We start from the raw sequence: 17,175 nt of genomic DNA on the forward strand, positions 1-17,175 counted from the left end.
GGTGGACACGACGAGGCCACCGGCCCCGGCGCCGGACCCTCGCTGGTGCACCACACCGAAGTCCTGCACACCCGGCCGCAACCCGCCCACAGCTGATCCGATGTTCCAGTCTCCTGCGATCGCAAGATGGGAACTTCGCAGCCCAAGCAATAATCTTGGGGAAGCTTCTCAGATGGACCGAAACCAGGAGACTGGAGGGTTGGCTATGCGGGTGTCCGCAGACGAACGACGAGGACAGCTGATTTCAGCGACCCTGGAACTAATGAGGCGTAAAGGCGTTCAGTCAGTGACCATGCGGGCTATCGCCAAGGAGGCCAACGCCCCCCTGGCCACCGCACATTATTGCTTCGACGACAAGAGCGAGCTCATGGATGCGGCCGCCGAAGCGTGGTTGAAGAACTTGAACCTGTTCTCTCACGAGATTTCGGTTCACCTGGGACTCCGCAAGGCCGTGGAACAAGTGGCCGAAGAGTACTGGCGTTCATTGACCGAAGAACCGGCAAGCCTCCTCGCTGAGATCGAGCTCATTCTGTGGGCAACGCGTAATGCTGCGGTAAGTCCGCTGGCAGCAAAGATTTACCCAGCCTATGTCGTGGAGTTGGGAAATATCTTCTCTGCCGCGGCCAAGAACAACGGTGATCAGTGCCAGATGGACATGACCGCGCTCGTACGGTCATTCCTGATGATCTACGACGGAGCGGCCATCCAATACATGACCGATCCGACGGCGGCTGATTTCCGGTCCATGTTTTTCACGATGTTGGATGCGCTGTTGATCAAGGCCGGCGTCTAAACACAACGGCCACAACGGCATCCACCCGACAGGGTGACTTGAACACTTGACGGCTCTGCACTGGCAGCAGTGCGAGAGACCGGTTGGTGATGGGGTTCAAGCATGTCTTTTCAGCGACATCGCCCGCCCCGTCGGTCTCGGGTTTTATTCGAGGCCGGCGAAAAACGAGGAGTCGATTCCTGAATAGCCGGAATTCCGGCTCAGCCGGGTTCGCCTCATTGCTCTGAAGAAACGGATAGCGAAATGACGAAATCCAGTCCCCAGCCGTCGACGCTGACGACGGGGAATGCCATTGATTCCTGGCCTGCGAAGCCGATGAAGCCCACGAAAGCCGAATGGCCCCGGATGCGCTGCAGATTCATCAATGCCGACCCGGTAGGCGCCTGGGACGACTTCGTACTTTCGGAGTGGGAGCTGGAGAGCTGCGGCTGGGAGGATTTCCACCCCCACACCGAGACGGCCTTCGTGGTGGAGGGCGAACTCCATATCGAGTGCGACGGCGAGTCCGTCATTCTGGGACCCGGTGACACGGCACGCGTGAATCCCGGACGCACGGCGCGGTACTCGGCACCCGTGTACGCGCGGATGGTCGCTACCTACGGCCCCAATCCGGACGGTATGGAATCCCACTCTTTCCGATACTTCGAAATCTGAGTTGGTGTCCCCGCGCAGCCGTGCCAACCCGGGGACGTCGTTCCGCCTCCAACTGAATATGGCCCCGTCTCATACATCTCTATGGCGGTCATGGGTGCCGCGAGAAGCACGCATCCGCTGCCGGCCCGATTCATCCTGCTGGCGATGGCAGGTCAGCCCTCCCGCCAGCCAGCAGAACTGTTCGAAGTTTCACCGCTACCAAAGGAAAATCTCATGAGTCAAGATACTTTGGATGGAGTTGATCACCTGAAAAGGTCGATCGACTGGAAGCAGGGCCTGGCCATCGCGCTCGGTGTGCCCCTGCTGATCCTGCCGTCCTTGGGTTACCTGCCCAGCTACGTCGCGGCCGCCGCGATCCTCGTCTGGGGACTGTCCATTCTCCAGACCTTCTTTCAGAACACCGCCTACGCCGAACTGGCCACCACCTTCCCCGAAGCCTCCGGCCTGCCCGGTTTCGTGCAGCACGTATTCCGGACCAAGAACTACACGGGCAAGTACGACAAGGGCAAACTGCTCGGCGGCTTCAGCGCCTGGAGTTACTGGTTCGCGTGGAACCCGGTGCTGTCGATTTTCGCCATCCTGGTCGGCAACTACCTGCATGGGCTGTTCCCCGCGCTGGCCGCACACTTCACCGAGTACCAGCTCGGCCTGCTCTCCGGTCTGGTGATCTTCACCGGCCTGTCCGTGGTGAACTGGTTCGGTCTGCGGGACGGCGCCATCCTCGGGTACATCCTCGCCGCGGTTTCCCTGATCCCCCTGGCCGTCCTGACCATCGCGCCCTTTGCCACCGGACACGTTGACATGGCCAACATCACCGGCAACTGGGCACCGGCCGACTGGGCCTGGGACGCGCATCACATCCTGATCATCTTCGGCATCTTCTCCATCGCGCTGTGGAGCACCGGTGGCTGGGAAACGGCCGCCATCTACGCTCCCGAATACAAGAAGCCCGGCAGGGACGTTCCCAAGGCGCTGTACACCTGTGGCGTCATCTGCTTCTTCTCGTTCGTGCTGGTGGAAGCCGCAGTGATCGGGGTCCTCGGTGTCGACGGCGTGTTGGCCGAGCCCATCTCACCGCTCATCCCCGTCGCCCACGCCGTCTTCGGCCAGGCCGGTACCACCGTCACCATCGTCATGCTGATCGCGGCGATGATCCTGATCATCCAAACCGCTTACCTGGGTTCGGCTCGTGCCCTGCACTCCATGGCAGAGGAGGGCAACTTCCCCAAGGTGTTCGGCAAGACGAATCGGCAGGGAACCCCGTTCGTTGCCATGTTCGTCACCGCGGCATTCAACATGGCGCTGATTTTCACCGGGTCCATCCCGGCCATCCTGGCGGCCGCGGCCATCGGCTACACCTGCGCCAACGGCATCAGCCTGTTCGCCTACGTCAAGGCAAAGACCAACCCGGCCTTCGCCAAGCTGGAGCGGCCTTTCAAGGCACCCAATGGCTGGAAGTGGGTCGCCCTGGCCTTTGGTCTGTTCAACGTGCCGCTGTGCCTGGTCGGCGTGGTCTACCTGAACAGCCTCGAAATCGGTTGGACCTCAACGTGGCTCGGCTTCGTCGTGCTGGCGATATTCATCCCGATCTGGCTGTACACGCAGCGTGAGGTGCGGTCAGACGCCGAGAAGGAACTGCCGTCCGGCGCAGCCAAATCGGACGATGTCATCGCCACCCAGCAGGTGGACCGAAGCGCGATCTGACCGGCGTGCTAACCGCCACAATCAAAGACCCTGCAGTTGATCAACTGCAGGGTCTTTGATTTATTTTGCAGGCCAATGTTTTTCGCGTAGCCGCGGTGCTCAGTTGGGCACGGCCTCATTCGAAGGCTTGGTGGTCGGCAAGCCGTTGCGCCGGACGAATTCGCGTGACTTGATGAGGAATTCGAGTTGCTCAGCCACGTCGCGTAGGGGCTCGGCGGTGCGCGAGGACCGGCACAGCACCACGGCGCCTTCGAGTGCGGCGATACACATGACTGCCAGCGATGCGGCGTCGGGTCGGTCGAAGCCGTCGGCGGCGAACGCTCGGGTCAGCGCGGCGCGCCAGCGGTCGAAGATCTCGCCTGCTGCCTCGGTCAGTTGCGGTTCGTCGTCAACCGGGCCGATCGCGGCGGCGACCACGGGGCAACCCGCGGTGAAGTCGCTCTCGGCGAGCAGCCGCTCCCAGAACTCCACGAAGGTGCGGACCAACGGCAGACCCCCGCCGTCGGCGTCCCGGTCGATGACGGTGCCGATGGTGTTGCCCGCCAGTTGCAGCGCCTCGGCGAGGATCTGGTTCCGGCCGTCGGGGAAATGGTGATACACCGAGCCGCGCGGGGCGCCGCTGCGGGTCAGTACCTCGTCGATGGTGACGCCTGCCGCGCCGCGTTCCCGCAGCACCTCGACGGCGCTGACGAGCATGCGGGTGCGGGTGGAACCGCGCCTGTTGCGGGGCGCCTGGGCGAGCGGAGCGACGGGATCGGGCATCTGGGCGAGCGGGGTGGCGGAATCAGGCAACGCGTTCCTGGACTGCCGGTCGCCGCAGCAGACCGCGCGGGCTCACGTGCAGCGTCGGTGCGTGCGGTGTGCGGACCTCGTGGGTGAACCGGTGACCGGCGATATTGACTTCTACGACCCACATCACGCACCGCCCTTCTATGTTGTCGAACATATTCAGAGATAACCGCCGTCGAGTAACGATCGGCTAACCAGTGTGCTGGCACCTAGCAGACTAGCAGGTGACCAGCTGGCCAACGTGTTTGCTGGCGAGATTGTGAACATTCTGAAATTATGATGTCTTGCATAATTTGATGTTTTGCAGTTGACTCCGTCCATGACCGAGTTGACTCTCGAGACGGTGACCTTGGAGCGGGATGGGCATGTCCTGCTGATGGGGCTGAACCGGCCAGAGAAGCGCAATGCCTTCAACGTCACGATGCTCACGGATTTATCCCGGGCCTACGGACTCCTCGAGGCCGACGATGACCTGCGGGCCGGTGTGTTGTTTGCCCACGGCGATCACTTCACGGCAGGCCTCGACCTCGTCGACGTCGCCCCGCACATCGCAGGCGGCAGCCTGCCTGCTCCGCACGACGGACGTGATCCGTGGCGGCTCGACGGTGACTGGACCAAGCCGGTCGTAGCTGCGGCCCAGGGGCGGTGTCTGACGCTTGGCATCGAACTGCTGCTGGCGGCCGACATTCGGGTCGCCGCTGCGGATACCCGTTTCGCACAGATCGAGGTGCTGCGCGGCATCTACCCGTTCGGCGGCGCAACCTTGCGATTGCCGCGCCAGACCGGCTGGGGCAACGCGATGCGGTGGTTGCTGACCGGTGATGAGTTCGACGCCGCCGAGGCCTATCGGATCGGCCTGGTGCAGGAGGTCGGCGAGACCGCCGCGGCGGCGATCGCGCGGGCCCGCGAGATCGCCCACACCATCGCAGACCGGGCGGCACCGCTGGGCGTGCGAGCCACTCTGGCCTCGGCTCATACCGCCGCCAATGAGGGCGATGCCGCGGCGATCGCGCGGTTGCGCCCGGATGTCGCGACCCTGTTCGATACCGCCGACGCCGCGGAAGGTGTGCAGTCGTTCATCGAGCGCCGTCCCGCGTCGTTCACGGGTCACTAGATTTGCCGACCAGACACAGAATCGCCCCTTTTCGAGCGAAAAGGGGCGATTCTGTGACTGCTCGCGAGAGAAAGATCAGCCGGCGTTCTCCAGCGCCACCAGAGCGGCGGCGACGGCGAAGAACTTGTTGGCGCCCAGCTGGCGCACGGTCTTGATGTTGAACGCTTCCTCGAGGTGTTTGGCGTCGGCGTCCGTCACGCCGGCCAGCGCCGCGGGCGACGCATCGAGAATTTCCTTGAGCGACTTGTCCTCGTAGGCCTTGTCGAGCGATTTGGCCAGATCAACCGAGACTGCCATCGGGCTTCTCCCTAGGGTCGTTTGCTACGGGTGGTCGAACGGGCGCCACCGTAGCCGGGCAACCTGGGCATCGCCTGCCAGTTTCCTGGCAGGGTCACCGCTGCGGATCTACTCAGGTGTGTAACCGAACGGCAGCAGGACGCTCTTGGCCTGGCAGTAGGCCTCGATCCCCTCGGGGCCGTTCTCCCGGCCGATGCCCGAGTTCTTGTATCCGCCGAACGGCGCGCCCGGATCGAAGGCGTACATGTTCACGCCGTAGGTGCCGGTGCGGATCTTGCTCGCGATCTCCATCGCCTTCGGGATGTTGGTCGTGTAGACGCTGCCGGCCAGTCCGTAGACCGAGTCGTTGGCGATGCGGATGGCGTCCTCCTCGGTGTCGAACGGGATGACCACCAGCACCGGACCGAAGATCTCTTCCTGCGCGATGGTCATCGCGTTGTCGACGTCGGCGAACACGGTGGGCTCTACGAACCAGCCCGAATCCAGACCCTCGGGCCTGCCGCCGCCCGTGACGATGCGGGCGCCCTCCTCGATGCCCTTGTGGATGTAGCCCTCGACGCGTTCGCGTTGCTTCTCGCTGATCAGCGGGCCGATCATGGCCGCCGGATCGTCGGGCAGGCCAACCTTCATAGCTGCCACGCCCGCGGACACCTTCTCGACGACCTCGTCGTAACGGGACCGCGGTGCCAGGATGCGGGTCTGGCCGACGCAGGCCTGCCCGCAGTTCATCAGCCCGGAGAAGATCAGCATCGGCAGCGTCGAGTCGAGGTCGGCGTCTTCCAGGATGATCGCCGCGGACTTGCCGCCGAGTTCCAGCGTGCACGGCTTGAGCCGTTCGGCGGCGACCTTGCCGATCTCCTTACCGACGGCGCTGGAGCCGGTGAACGTGAACTTGTCGATCGCGGGATTGGCGATCAGCGCGCGGCCGGTGTCCGGGCCGCCCGGGACGATAGACAGCACACCCTCAGGCAGTCCGGCCTCGGCGAACGCTCGGGCCATCGCGAACACCGACAGCGGCGTCTCGGCGGCCGGCTTGAGGACGACCGTACAACCGGCCAGCAGCGCCGGACCGAGCTTGTTGGCGGCCAGGAAGAACGGCACGTTCCAGGCTGCGACCGCCGCGACGACGCCGATGGGCTCCCGCGTCACCAACGTCTGCCCGTAGATCCCGTCGCGGATCTCGCTCCAGCGAAACTTGTCGACTGCGGACGTGGCGTAGTAGTTGAACGACGACATCGCCGCGCCGTACTGCATCATGTCGACGATGCTCGCGGGCTGACCCGTTTCGGCGGCCAGCAGGAACTTCAATTCGTCGGCGCGCTCTTCCATGATCTTCACCGCGCGCGCCAGGACCGCGGCCCGCGCGTGTGGCTTCATCGCAGGCCACGGGCCCTCATCGAACGCGGTGCGGGCAGCCGCGCACGCGGCGTCCACGTCGGCCTGGGTGGCCAGCGGCACCTTGCCGACCAGCTCACCCGTGGCGGGGGAGTGCACCTCGATCACCTCGGCCGTGGCCGGCTCGACCCACTGGCCGCCGATGAACAGCTTGTCCCACTCGGTCTGAAACGCGGTCGCGGATGAGCTCTGTGTCATGGAGGTCACATTACCCAGTTCCGACAAAAACGAGAACCTGTTCCAATCGGCGGATTCTCAAGGTTGGAGAACCAGCACCAGATTGCTCACCAGAAACTCCCGCAACCGCGGCACCGCTGTCATCCACCAGGCCCATCGTGGGTGGTAGCGAGGGAATGCGGCCACCAACGCCCCCGTGCTGGCCGCCCACTGCAACCCGTCGGCAGCTGACACCGCGAACAACGACGACCCGTAGTCGTTCTTGGGTCGGTGGCCGTGTTTGCGGGTGTACCGCTGCGCGGCACGCGCCCCGCCGAAATAGTGCGTCAGCCCCATTTCGTGCCCGCCGAACGGCCCCAGCCACACCGTGTAGGACAGCACCACCAAGCCGCCCGGCCGCGTGATCCGCAGCATTTCGTTGCCCAACCGCCACGGTTGCGGCACGTGCTCGGCCACATTGGAGGACAGGCAGATGTCCACGCTGCCGTCGGCGAAGGGCAGCGCCATCCCGGACGCCCGCACGAACACCCCGCCGTCGGCGTCTCCCGCGGGACCGGCATGCATTTCGCGAGGATCGGGTTCGACCCCGATATAGCGCATCCCCGCACTGTCGAACGCGGAGGCGAAGTAACCGGGCCCACCGCCCACGTCCACCACGGAACGTCCCGCCGCAAGCTCCCCGGTGCAACCGGTCCACAGATCAGTGACCATCGCGACGGTGTCCTCGGCCAGTGCGCCGTAGAACCGGGCGGGGTCGCTCTGCTCGAAGCGGAATTCGCTCAGCAGCTGCAGCGAGCGCCGCAGGTGGGCTCGTCGGGCAAAGAGTGCGGTGGGCTGCACCCGCCCAAACTACTCACCGGTACGCTCGACACGATGTCTGACCGTCCCGTCCGTTCTGTCCTCCTGCTGTGCTGGCGGGATACCGGGCACCCGCAGGGCGGCGGCAGCGAGGCCTACGTGCAGCGCATCGGCGCATATCTGGCCGCCCGCGGAGTCGATGTCACATTGCGTACCGCGCGCTATCCGGGGGCGTCGCGCGACGAGGTCGTCGACGGCGTGCGAATCAACCGCGCCGGCGGCCCTTACACGGTGTACATCTGGGCGGGTCTGGCGATGGTGCTGGCCCGTATCGGTCTCGGTCCGCTGCGGCGGGTGCGGCCCGATGTCGTCGTCGACACCCAGAACGGCCTGCCGTTTTTGGCCCGCCTGGCGTTCGGCCGCCGCGTCGCGGTGCTGGTGCACCACTGCCATCGCGAGCTGTGGCCAGTCGCGGGGCCGGTGATGGGCCGGATCGGCTGGTTCGTCGAATCACGGCTGTCGCCGCGGCTGCACCGCCGCAATCAGTACGTCACGGTATCGCTGCCCTCGGCGCGCGACCTCAACGAACTCGGTGTCGATTCCGGCCGAATTGCGGTGGTACGCAACGGCCTTGACGAGGCGCCCGCGCAGAGCCTGGAATTGCCGCGCTCGGCCACGCCGCGCGTGGTGGTGCTGTCGCGGCTTGTGCCACACAAACAGATCGAGGATGCGCTGGAAGCCGTCGCGACGTTGCGGGCCGATATCCCCGACCTGCACCTGGACATCGTCGGCGGGGGCTGGTGGCAGCAGCGACTGGTCGAGCATGCCGAGTTGCTCGGCATCACCGACGCCGTGACATTCCACGGTCACGTCGACGAAATGACCAAACACCGTGTCCTGCAACAGAGTTGGGTACATGTGCTGCCGTCCCGCAAGGAAGGCTGGGGGCTCGCGGTGACCGAAGCCGCCCAGCACGGCGTGCCGACCATCGGCTACCGCGCCTCGGGTGGGCTCACCGACTCGATCGTCGACGGAGTGACCGGGTTGCTGGTCGAAGACCGCGACGGCCTGGTCGCCGGGCTCGGCCAACTGCTCGCCGACGGTGTGCTGCGCGTGCAGTTGGGCAGCAAGGCGCAGGCTCGCAGCGACGAGTTCTCCTGGTCGCAGAGCGCCGACGCGATGCGCACGGTGCTCGAGTCGGTCCGCGACGGGCGCTACATCAGCGGCCTCGTCTAAACCGCAGCGCAGCTAGCTGCGGCGACGCGCGTCGCGCACGGTCTGCGCCGCCAGCCCCACACCCGTGACGATCAACAAGCCCAACCAGACCAGGTGCGCGGCGATCAGCAGACCACGATGCGTCGCCGCGGGCGCCGAGCCGCCGATCCGCTGAACCACGACGTCGCCGTCGGTTTCGCGCACCACCCAGCCCACGCCGGCGTCGGCCAGCTGCTGCGGCGTGGCACCCGAGAGCAACATGTCCTGCACGGCACGGGCGCGCACGCCTTCCCCGGGCACGACATGCCCACCGATCGAGAGATCACCCGTGCTGAGAACGTCCGCGCGCAGCCAGCGAGGCAGCGGGTCGAGCACCGGGGCCGGTCCCGACCAGGAGAACTGCCGCATCATGTCCGGCGGCAGCACCGCCACCGGACGCGGGTCGGCGTTGATCTGGGCGGCCGCGGCAGCCCAACCGGCCGGATAATGCACCGCCCGCATCTGGCCGCCCACGCCCCAGGCCAGATCGGGCAGCACGGCGATCAACGCCACGCAGCACACAGCGGCCGTCGCCGTCGCAGGCAGCAGTCGGCGCAGCGTCACCGGGGCGGCTGCGGCTGCCAACGTGTACCCGGGCATTGCCAGGGCCACCCACTTCTGCCCGTCGCGCAGCACGCCCAGGCCCGGAATGGTCCGCACCGCGCTCTCCACGAACGCCAGCCCGGGCCCGGTGGCCAGCACCGCCGGGCCGACGACCGCGACGACGGCCAGGACCAGCAACGGCAGCGTCATGCGTCGGGCAGGCGTTCGTAAGACGACCGGCAACCCGGCCGCCACGACACCGAGCAGCACGACCGTGGCCAGCACCGCGAACAACGACGTCCGAGACACCGGTGTGGCCGCACTGTTCCAGATGCCGCCGAGCCCGGCCAGGCTGCCGAGGGTGCCGAGCCCCGGTTCGGCCCGTGCGGCGAACGCGTGAATTCCGGCCGCGGACTCCGCCGCCGACGCGTCCACAGCGCCGCCGATCAGCGCGGCCGTCAACCATGGCGTCGCGGCCAGCCCGGCGGCGACCAGGCTCAGTCCCGCGACCCGCACCCGGGCCCAGCCGTCGCCGGGGACCGCGACACAGGTCAGCGCCACCAGCAGGGCCAGCAGCAGACCTGTGGGAGTCAGCCCGGCGACAGCGATCCAAAACGCCAGCGCGAATGCTGCCCGCGCGTGGGCACACGTACGCAACCGCACCGCGGCCGTCGCCACCCAGGGCAGACAGCCGTAGCCGACCAGCAGACTCCAGTGGCCCTGCAGCAATCGCTCGGCGACGTAGGGATTCCATACGGCCAGGGTGGCGGCGATGAACTGCCCGGGCAGGCCCGCCGACAGCACCTCCGCAGCCAGCCGCGCCGCGCCCCAGCCGGCCAGCCACAGGCCGCCCACCAGCAGCACCTTGACCACCACACCGCCATCGAGCACCGTCGAAGCAACTGCGATGAAGAAGTCCTGCGGGAGCGCGCGGGGGGCCGCCTCGGACAAGCCCAGTGCGGCGTCGGTCAGATACGAGCGCGGTGTCGAGACCGCGTCGCGCAGCAGCAGGTAGCCGGGCCCCAGCACCGGCGCCGTCACCAGCAGCGACAGCACCAGCGCATAGGCCGGCAGCCAGAACCGAGAGGAAATCAGACTGGTCGGTCCGGCGGCAGGTCAGAGGGGCGTTGTGCGGGCAGCTTCTCGGTCTTGGCTTCCGCTCCGGGCACTTGGATGCCCTGGGTGTCGAAGAAGCCGTGGTCGGCGGTGTCGAGGCCCGGGTCGATCAGCGTCGACTCGGCGCGCAGCGCGAACCAGGCCAGCAGCCCGCCGCCGATCAACGTGACCAGGCCCAGCGCGGTGAACGTGATGGGCAGAACGCGCGACCACAGCGACACCCGGTCGCGTTCGTCGCGGGCAGAAGCCACCTGCGATTCGATGGTGCTCTCGCTGGAGGTCACCTTGTAATCGACGTAGGTGACCTCGGGCTTCAGCGGATCGCGGGCGTAGTACTGATAACCGTGGTCGGTGGCCTTGACGATGGTGCCCGACACCGGATCCACCCAGAACGTGCGCTGAGCGGCGTAGAAGCGACTCATCGTGATTTCTTCGTCCGGCTCGCCGGGCACACCCCACACCGCGGCCCGCGCCTTGACGGTGCTGTCGACGTCGTCCTCGTAGAGCGACGCGTACTTCACCGGCTCGACCAGCTTGCCGTCGGCGTCGTAGCCCACGTTCTGCGTGAACCGGTAGGTGGTCAGCCCGTTGACGTCTTCTTCACCGTCGTAGTTCGCGTCGAACGGCTTCTGCGCGATCGGGTCGAACATCTGGTAGGTCTTTTTTTCCGTGTCGAACGGGAATCGGTAGGTCAGACCCTCGTGCGGCAGCGCCACGCTGGTGGGCGGCTTCTGGTCTTCCATGCCGCGCGGCTTCTGCACAGAGCCGCCGGGGTTGTTGTCCGACGACACCGCCAAGGCCGTGCTGCGGTTCATGGTGACGGTGTCGACCATCGCCAACAACAGGCCGGTGTCCTGCTGGCGATCGGTGCGCCGCAGTGACGTGCCCACCTGCAGGGTCACCACCTCCGCGTTGGACGGAGATTCCACGCTCATCTGCTGTTGCATCGACACCGGCACATTCCGGTCCACCGAGAACTTCTCGGCCAACAACGACGCCGGGTCGAACGCGGTCGCGGTGCCCTCGCTGACCAGCGTCGTATCGAGGTTGAGCGGGATCTTGGCGATCTTGCCCTTGGTGTAGGTCGTCAGCAGCAGGGCGGCGATCAACAGGGCAGCACCCAGCCCCATCAATCCGCATGCCGCAATACGCAGCGCCACAGCGCGGTTCAAACCGGGCCTCCTTTGGTGTGGGCCAACTCGTCCTCAGGGCAAACCCGTTCGACCCTAACAGCACTATTTAAGGCCATTACTTACGACAAGGGCATCCTGTGGTGGCACTTCGCCGTCCGTTTGGTGTGTTCGCGTCATCCCGGCACACTGGTCGTCGTGGCGACCCGGCAATCGGACCCGAACTCCGAGGTCGGCGGGACGAGGAGCTTCCTGCCGGCGGTGGAGGGCATGCGCGCCTGCGCAGCCATGGGCGTCGTGCTGACCCACGTCGCGTTCCAGACCGGCCACACCGGTGGCGGCTTCTTCGGGCGCATCTTCGGCAGGTTCGACCTGGCCGTGGCGGTGTTCTTCGCGCTGTCGGGCTTTCTGCTGTGGCGCGGTCACGCCGCCGCCGCCCGCGGATTGCGCCCGCGGCCGCCGACGGGGCACTACCTACGCTCTCGCGTGGCGCGCATCATGCCGGGATATGTGGTGGCGGTCGTCGTGATCCTGCTGCTGCTCCCCGAGGCGAAGGCCGACTTCACGGTGTGGCTGGCCAACCTCACGCTGACGCAGATCTATGTTCCGCTGACCCTGACCGCCGGGCTGACCCAGATGTGGAGCCTTTCGGTCGAGGTCACCTTCTATCTGGCGCTGCCGTTCCTGGCGATGTTGGCCCGCAGAATTCCTGTGCGGGCCCGCATCGGGGTGATCACCGCGGTGGCCGTGCTCAGCCTGGCGTGGGTGTGGATCCCGTTCGACGGCAGCACCGGGCAGAACCCGTGGAACTGGCCACCGGCGTTCTTTTCGTGGTTCGCCGGCGGGATGGTGCTCGCCGAGCTGACGGTCACGCCGTTCGGCCGGGCCCACCGGCTGGGCCGCAACCCGCTGCTGATGGGGCTGGTCGCGTTGGTGGCGTTCGCGATCGGGGCCTCACCCATGGCCGGGATGGACGGGCTGCGCCCGGGGTCGGTCACGCAGGTCACGCTGAAGACGGCGATGGGCGCGGTGCTCGCCGCCGCACTGCTGGCACCGCTGGTCCTCGACCGCCCCGACACCCCGCACCGCATCCTCGGCAGCCGGGTGATGGTGACGCTGGGCCGCTGGTCCTACGGCTTGTTCGTGTGGCACCTGGCCGCACTGGCGATGGTGTTCCCGATGATCGGGGAATTCCTGTTCAACGGTGGTATGCCTGCGGTCCTGGCGCTGACGCTGGTGTTCGGTTTCGCCATGGCTGCGGTCAGTTACGCTCTGGTGGAGTCACCGTGCCGAGAGGCGTTCCGGCGCTGGGAGTACCGCCATCAGCGTCCGGTCCCGCCGCTGGACAGCTCGATCACCGACGAACCCGAACCCGAGCCGCAGCCCGCGCTGCGCTGAAGTAGCGTCGGGCGGCCGTGCCTACTCGTTGACGAGGTAGGGGTTCGGCGTCGCGGCCCAGATTCGTTCTGCCGCGCGGCTGTCCTTGTCCTGCAACGCTTTCAATAGCTTGTTGTGCAGGGTGAGCGCATGATGGGAGATCCCGTCGGTGACATCTGGCTGCTCGCGCAGCTGGGTCCTGACGGCGCCGCGCAATTCGCTATAGAGATCGACCAGCAGCACGTTCTTGGTGGCCGCCGCGATCTGCATGTGGAATGCGTAGTCGGCTTCGACGAACGCTTCCGGATCATCGTGCTGCGCTGCGACCTCGCAGGCCTGCGCAGCCTCCCGCAGTTGTAGAAGGTCTTTCTCGGAGCGGTTGCGCGCGGCCAGTCCGGCAACCGACATCTCGAACGCGCGTCGCACGTCGAACAACTCGGCAATGCTGGCGCGTCTGATCTTGTCAGTCAGCGTGTCGCCTCCGCCGGGCGTCGCCGAGACGTATGTGCCGTCGCCGACCTGCACCCGCAGAACGCCACTGTGTACGAGGGCACGCACGGCTTCGCGCACTGTCGACCGTCCCACCCCGAAGCGTTCCATCAGCACCGGTTCCGGGGGCAGCTTGTCGCCCACCTTCAACTCACCGCTGGTGATTGCGGTCTGGAGCTCGCTGATGATCTGGTCGGCCAGTCGCAGCCGGCTCACCCGGTTGACGTTGGGAAGGACCGAATCGGCCTTGCCGCCGCCTTGTTTGGCGCGAGACACCACTGACGGACCCTCCATGGATTGGGGTGATGGTCTGACGTTTCCAGGTGGACGATACAACACCGTCCGCCGTGCCGCGGATCTGTGGGCGGGGATTGACAACGGCGCGATCCCGAGTCAATGATCAGACGTCTGCTGATCTGATGGATATGGAGGTAGTGAGGATGGCAAAGCGAGTCATCGTTGTCGGAGCGGGCAACGCAGCGCTGGTGGCGGCGCTGGCCGCGTCGGATGCCGGCGCGGATGTCACCGTGCTGGAGAAGGCGCCCCGGGACCAGCGTGGGGGCAACACGCGGTACACGGCGGGCCTGGTGCGGTTCGCGTTTGACGAATTGTCCACCGTGGACGAGCTTTTGGATAGCTACGCGGCAACCAGTGGTGCGGTGACGGTCGAGCCCTACACGGCCGAGACGTTCACCAACGCGATCATGCTGACATCCAGGGGCGAGGCCGATCCGGATCTCACCGACTGGTTGGTCTCGGAGAGCCAGGACGTCCTGCGCTGGATGAAGGACCACGGCATCGACTTCGAGTTCGCGCAATACCTGACGACGGCCGAGGGCGGCAAGACCGTCTACCGCAACGGGCTGGTGCTGCAGACCGCAGGCGGCGGTGAAGGCCTCACTGCGATGGAGTTCGCGGCCGTCGAACGCGCCGGCTGCGAAATCCGTTACGGCACCGCGGCGATCGATCTGATCCGTGACGACATCGGTGGGGTCGTCGGGGTTCGCGTCCGAAACGATGTCGGATATACCGAAGACCTCTACGGCGAGGTGATTCTGGGCTGCGGCGGGTTCGAGGCCAACCCCGAGATGCGGACCAGGTATCTGGGCCCGGAATGGAACCTCGTGAAAGTACGTGGTGTTCCCTACAACACGGGTGAACTGCTCGACGCAGCACTGCGCGTTGGTGCCGCCACATACGGACACTGGGCCGACTGCCATGCTGCACCGATCGACGTGAATTCACCCAAGCAGGGGACACTCGAAACGGGTGAACGGACCAACCGGACGAGCTTTCTGTTCGGCATCGCCGTCAATGAACAGGCCAAGCGGTTCATCGACGAGGGCAGGGACTGGGCGCCGCAGAACTATGTCGCGGTCGGCAAAGCGGTCCTCAAGCAGCCCAACGGCATTGGCTACCAGCTGTTCGACGACAAGGTTGTCGAACTTCTCGATCCGCGCTACGGCGACGCAACGGTATATCAGGCCGACACCCTGCCGGAGCTCGCCCGTCAGGCCGGGCTCGACCCGGAGAAGTTCGCGCGGACAGTCCGTGAGTACAACGCGGCTGTCGATGATCTCGTCGCGTTCGACAGTACCGTCAGGGACGGTAAGGCGACGCGCGGGATCGATCCGCCAAAGAGCAACTGGGCACAGCGAATTGATACGCCGCCATTCCGGTTGTACCCCTTCACGGGAGGCATCACGTTCACGTTCGGTGGTTTGCGGATCGACCGGGGCGCACGCGTTCTCGACGCAGGCACCGGGACGCCGATACCGGGTCTGTACGCGATCGGCGAGATGACCGGAGGGTTCTTCTACCACAGTTACCCCGCGGGTTCGGGTCTGGTCTGCGGCTCGGTCACCGGCCGGGCGGCGGGGGTTGCGGCAGCTGCCGCGGCGCTGCGTGGTGTGGCGGCCGCGGCGGCACTCTCCTAGTAGGGCGGCCCCACGCCCCTCCTCCTGGGGCAGCGACATATCCACGCAGTGAGCGTGGAGGCGGAGCCTTGCCGTCGATTAGACCGACGGCGGCAAGGCTCCGTGCTGTCTGCGGAATGCTCACGAGCACAACCGAATTCATCGAAATCGGAACGCCAAAACCGATTGACAGACATCAGACCATCTGATGATATTCCTCTCGTCCGGCCCCAGTGGCACACATCACAGAAGGAGCGCACAGGTCATGGACGAAACGCTCGTGAGTCAAAGACAAGGCATCACCAGGAAGACGCCGATGCACGCCGCGCTGGCCAGCCTCGCAGGCACGGTGGTGGAGTGGTACGACTTCTTCATCTACTCGACCGCCGCCGCCTTGGTATTCGGTCACCTGTTCTTCCCGACAGCCAGCCCCACTGCGGGGCTGATGGCATCCTTCGCGACCTTCGCCGTGGGCTATTTCGCCCGACCACTTGGCGGGGTGATCTTCGGCCATTTCGGAGACCGCATCGGACGCAAGCGCACCCTGGTCGTCACGCTGTCGATGATGGGCGGCGCGACCTTTCTGATCGGAGTGCTGCCGACTTACACCTCGATCGGAGTTTGGGCACCCGCCCTGTTGGTCGTCCTTAGATTCGTCCAAGGTCTCGGGCTCGGGGGCGAATGGGGCGGCGCGGTATTGCTGGCCGTCGAACATGCCCCGTCGGGAAAGCGCGGACTCAACGGGAGCTTTCCGCAAATCGGTGCGCCCGTGGGGCTTTTGCTGGCCACCGGAACCTTCGCCGTGCTCGGCGGACTGCCTGACGACCAGTTCATCGCATGGGGGTGGCGCGTGCCCTTCCTTTTGAGTGTCGTGTTGATCGTGGTCGGGTTGTTGATCAGAACCAGAATCGCCGAGACCCCTTCCTTTCAGCGCGTCAAAGACGAGGATCAGGTGGCGCGCAGACCCATCGTCGAGGTACTGCGCACCCAGAAGCGGGAAGTGCTGCAGGCGCTGGGCATGCGGTGGGCCGAGAACATCTCGTTCTACGTCTTCGCGACCCTGCTGATCAGCTACGCGACAAAAGAAGTGGGCTTCTCTCGCACCACGGCGCTGGTGGCCGTCACAGTCGCAGGTGCTTTCGGTATCGTCGCGCTCCCCTTCTTTGCTGCGCTGTCTGACCGGGTCGGTCGACGCAGCGTCTACATGGCCGGTGCCATTGGTGTTGCAGCCGTGATCTTTCCGTTCTTCTGGCTGGTGCAGACCGGACACCCCGCACTGCTGTGCGTGGCGGCCGTGCTGATGGCCACGCCGTGGGCAGCGATGTACGGGCCCCAGGCCGGGTTCTTCGCTGAGATGTTCAGCGCTCGGCACCGCTACAGCGGGATGTCGCTCGGAAGCCAGCTCGCTTCGACATTCGCAGGTGGCCCGACCCCGCTGATCGCCACTGCACTCATGGCCGCGGCCGGCGGATCGCCGTGGCCGGTCGGCGTTTACGTCATCGCCACGGCTGCCGTGACGTTGTTCGCGGCAGCCTCGACCCGGGAAACCTATCGGGACGACAACGGATTCAGTGGTGTCAGATCGCCGGTTCAGGCGCGGAACACCTAGTGGTACGCCATCATTCGCAC

At 65.8% G+C, this 17,175-nt stretch carries 16 protein-coding genes; 8 read left to right on the forward strand and 8 right to left on the reverse strand.

From position 1 onward, the window contains the following. Positions 1-205 precede the first annotated feature (205 nt). The 3 genes from A5784_RS01555 to A5784_RS01565 all read left to right on the forward strand — a co-directional run bounded on the left by A5784_RS01555 (position 206) and on the right by A5784_RS01565 (position 3,151). Entirely contained in the window at positions 206-793 is a 588-nt protein-coding gene (locus tag A5784_RS01555; RefSeq protein WP_082944617.1) for a TetR/AcrR family transcriptional regulator, read from the forward strand. A 243-nt stretch (positions 794-1,036) separates the two neighbouring features. Beyond that, positions 1,037-1,447, forward strand: coding sequence for a cupin domain-containing protein (locus A5784_RS01560; protein WP_232005904.1), 411 nt, complete (start codon positions 1,037-1,039; stop codon positions 1,445-1,447). A gap of 213 nt (positions 1,448-1,660) precedes the next feature. Next, positions 1,661-3,151 (forward strand): APC family permease, encoded by a 1,491-nt coding sequence (locus tag A5784_RS01565; protein WP_064941825.1) that lies wholly within the window; start codon positions 1,661-1,663, stop codon positions 3,149-3,151. 99 nt (positions 3,152-3,250) lie between these two features. Here A5784_RS01565 and A5784_RS01570 read toward each other — a convergent pair whose 3' ends face one another. Together A5784_RS01570 and A5784_RS39565 are read right to left on the reverse strand one after the other, a co-directional pair. Continuing rightward, the gene (locus tag A5784_RS01570; protein WP_064941678.1) at positions 3,251-3,913 is read right to left on the reverse strand and encodes a TetR/AcrR family transcriptional regulator; all 663 of its coding nucleotides are present in this window, start codon (positions 3,911-3,913) and stop codon (positions 3,251-3,253) included. A 22-nt stretch (positions 3,914-3,935) separates the two neighbouring features. Then, complete coding sequence (locus tag A5784_RS39565; RefSeq protein WP_286159405.1) at positions 3,936-4,067, reverse strand: hypothetical protein; 132 nt, start codon at positions 4,065-4,067, stop codon at positions 3,936-3,938. 192 nt (positions 4,068-4,259) lie between these two features. Between A5784_RS39565 and A5784_RS01575 the strand changes: the two genes are divergently transcribed. Then, positions 4,260-5,054, forward strand: a complete 795-nt coding sequence (locus tag A5784_RS01575) for a crotonase/enoyl-CoA hydratase family protein (RefSeq protein ID WP_197514593.1) — start codon at positions 4,260-4,262, stop codon at positions 5,052-5,054. A 75-nt stretch (positions 5,055-5,129) separates the two neighbouring features. Here A5784_RS01575 and A5784_RS01580 read toward each other — a convergent pair whose 3' ends face one another. The 3 genes from A5784_RS01580 to A5784_RS01590 form a co-directional block, all read right to left on the reverse strand. Further along, positions 5,130-5,351 (reverse strand): hypothetical protein, encoded by a 222-nt coding sequence (locus A5784_RS01580; protein WP_064941682.1) that lies wholly within the window; start codon positions 5,349-5,351, stop codon positions 5,130-5,132. Positions 5,352-5,459: 108 nt separating this feature from the next. Then, positions 5,460-6,944: an aldehyde dehydrogenase gene (locus A5784_RS01585; protein WP_064941684.1), complete on the reverse strand. Its 1,485-nt coding sequence runs from the start codon at positions 6,942-6,944 to the stop codon at positions 5,460-5,462. 57 nt (positions 6,945-7,001) lie between these two features. Next, positions 7,002-7,763, reverse strand: a complete 762-nt coding sequence (locus A5784_RS01590) for a class I SAM-dependent methyltransferase (protein WP_064941686.1) — start codon at positions 7,761-7,763, stop codon at positions 7,002-7,004. Between the two features lie 33 nt (positions 7,764-7,796). On the opposite strand from A5784_RS01590, the gene A5784_RS01595 reads away from it, so the two are divergent. After that, positions 7,797-8,957 carry a glycosyltransferase family 4 protein gene (locus tag A5784_RS01595; RefSeq protein ID WP_064941688.1) on the forward strand — a complete coding sequence of 387 codons (1,161 nt, stop codon included), beginning with the start codon at positions 7,797-7,799 and terminating at the stop codon, positions 8,955-8,957. A gap of 12 nt (positions 8,958-8,969) precedes the next feature. Here A5784_RS01595 and A5784_RS01600 read toward each other — a convergent pair whose 3' ends face one another. Both A5784_RS01600 and pgfA read right to left on the reverse strand, forming a co-directional pair. Then, positions 8,970-10,592: an MmpA family trehalose lipid delivery protein gene (locus tag A5784_RS01600; RefSeq protein WP_197514604.1), complete on the reverse strand. Its 1,623-nt coding sequence runs from the start codon at positions 10,590-10,592 to the stop codon at positions 8,970-8,972. A 17-nt stretch (positions 10,593-10,609) separates the two neighbouring features. After that, positions 10,610-11,806 (reverse strand): cell envelope lipid trafficking protein PgfA, encoded by a 1,197-nt coding sequence (pgfA, locus tag A5784_RS01605; protein ID WP_064941690.1) that lies wholly within the window; start codon positions 11,804-11,806, stop codon positions 10,610-10,612. A gap of 228 nt (positions 11,807-12,034) precedes the next feature. Here pgfA and A5784_RS01610 point away from each other — a divergent pair, with 228 nt between their 5' ends. Next, positions 12,035-13,162 (forward strand): acyltransferase family protein, encoded by a 1,128-nt coding sequence (locus A5784_RS01610; RefSeq protein ID WP_064941829.1) that lies wholly within the window; start codon positions 12,035-12,037, stop codon positions 13,160-13,162. A 21-nt stretch (positions 13,163-13,183) separates the two neighbouring features. Here A5784_RS01610 and A5784_RS39570 read toward each other — a convergent pair whose 3' ends face one another. Continuing rightward, entirely contained in the window at positions 13,184-13,924 is a 741-nt protein-coding gene (locus tag A5784_RS39570) for a FadR/GntR family transcriptional regulator (RefSeq protein ID WP_082944602.1), read from the reverse strand. A 146-nt stretch (positions 13,925-14,070) separates the two neighbouring features. Between A5784_RS39570 and tcuA the strand changes: the two genes are divergently transcribed. Beyond that, positions 14,071-15,567 (forward strand): FAD-dependent tricarballylate dehydrogenase TcuA, encoded by a 1,497-nt coding sequence (gene tcuA, locus A5784_RS01620; protein WP_064941692.1) that lies wholly within the window; start codon positions 14,071-14,073, stop codon positions 15,565-15,567. A 244-nt stretch (positions 15,568-15,811) separates the two neighbouring features. Beyond that, a complete protein-coding gene (locus A5784_RS01625; RefSeq protein ID WP_082944604.1) occupies positions 15,812-17,155 on the forward strand; it encodes an MFS transporter in 1,344 nt (447 codons plus the stop codon). Positions 17,156-17,175 lie beyond the last annotated feature (20 nt).

It is taken from the genome of Mycobacterium sp. 852013-50091_SCH5140682 (assembly GCF_001665685.1).
Taxonomy (GTDB): domain Bacteria; phylum Actinomycetota; class Actinomycetes; order Mycobacteriales; family Mycobacteriaceae; genus Mycobacterium.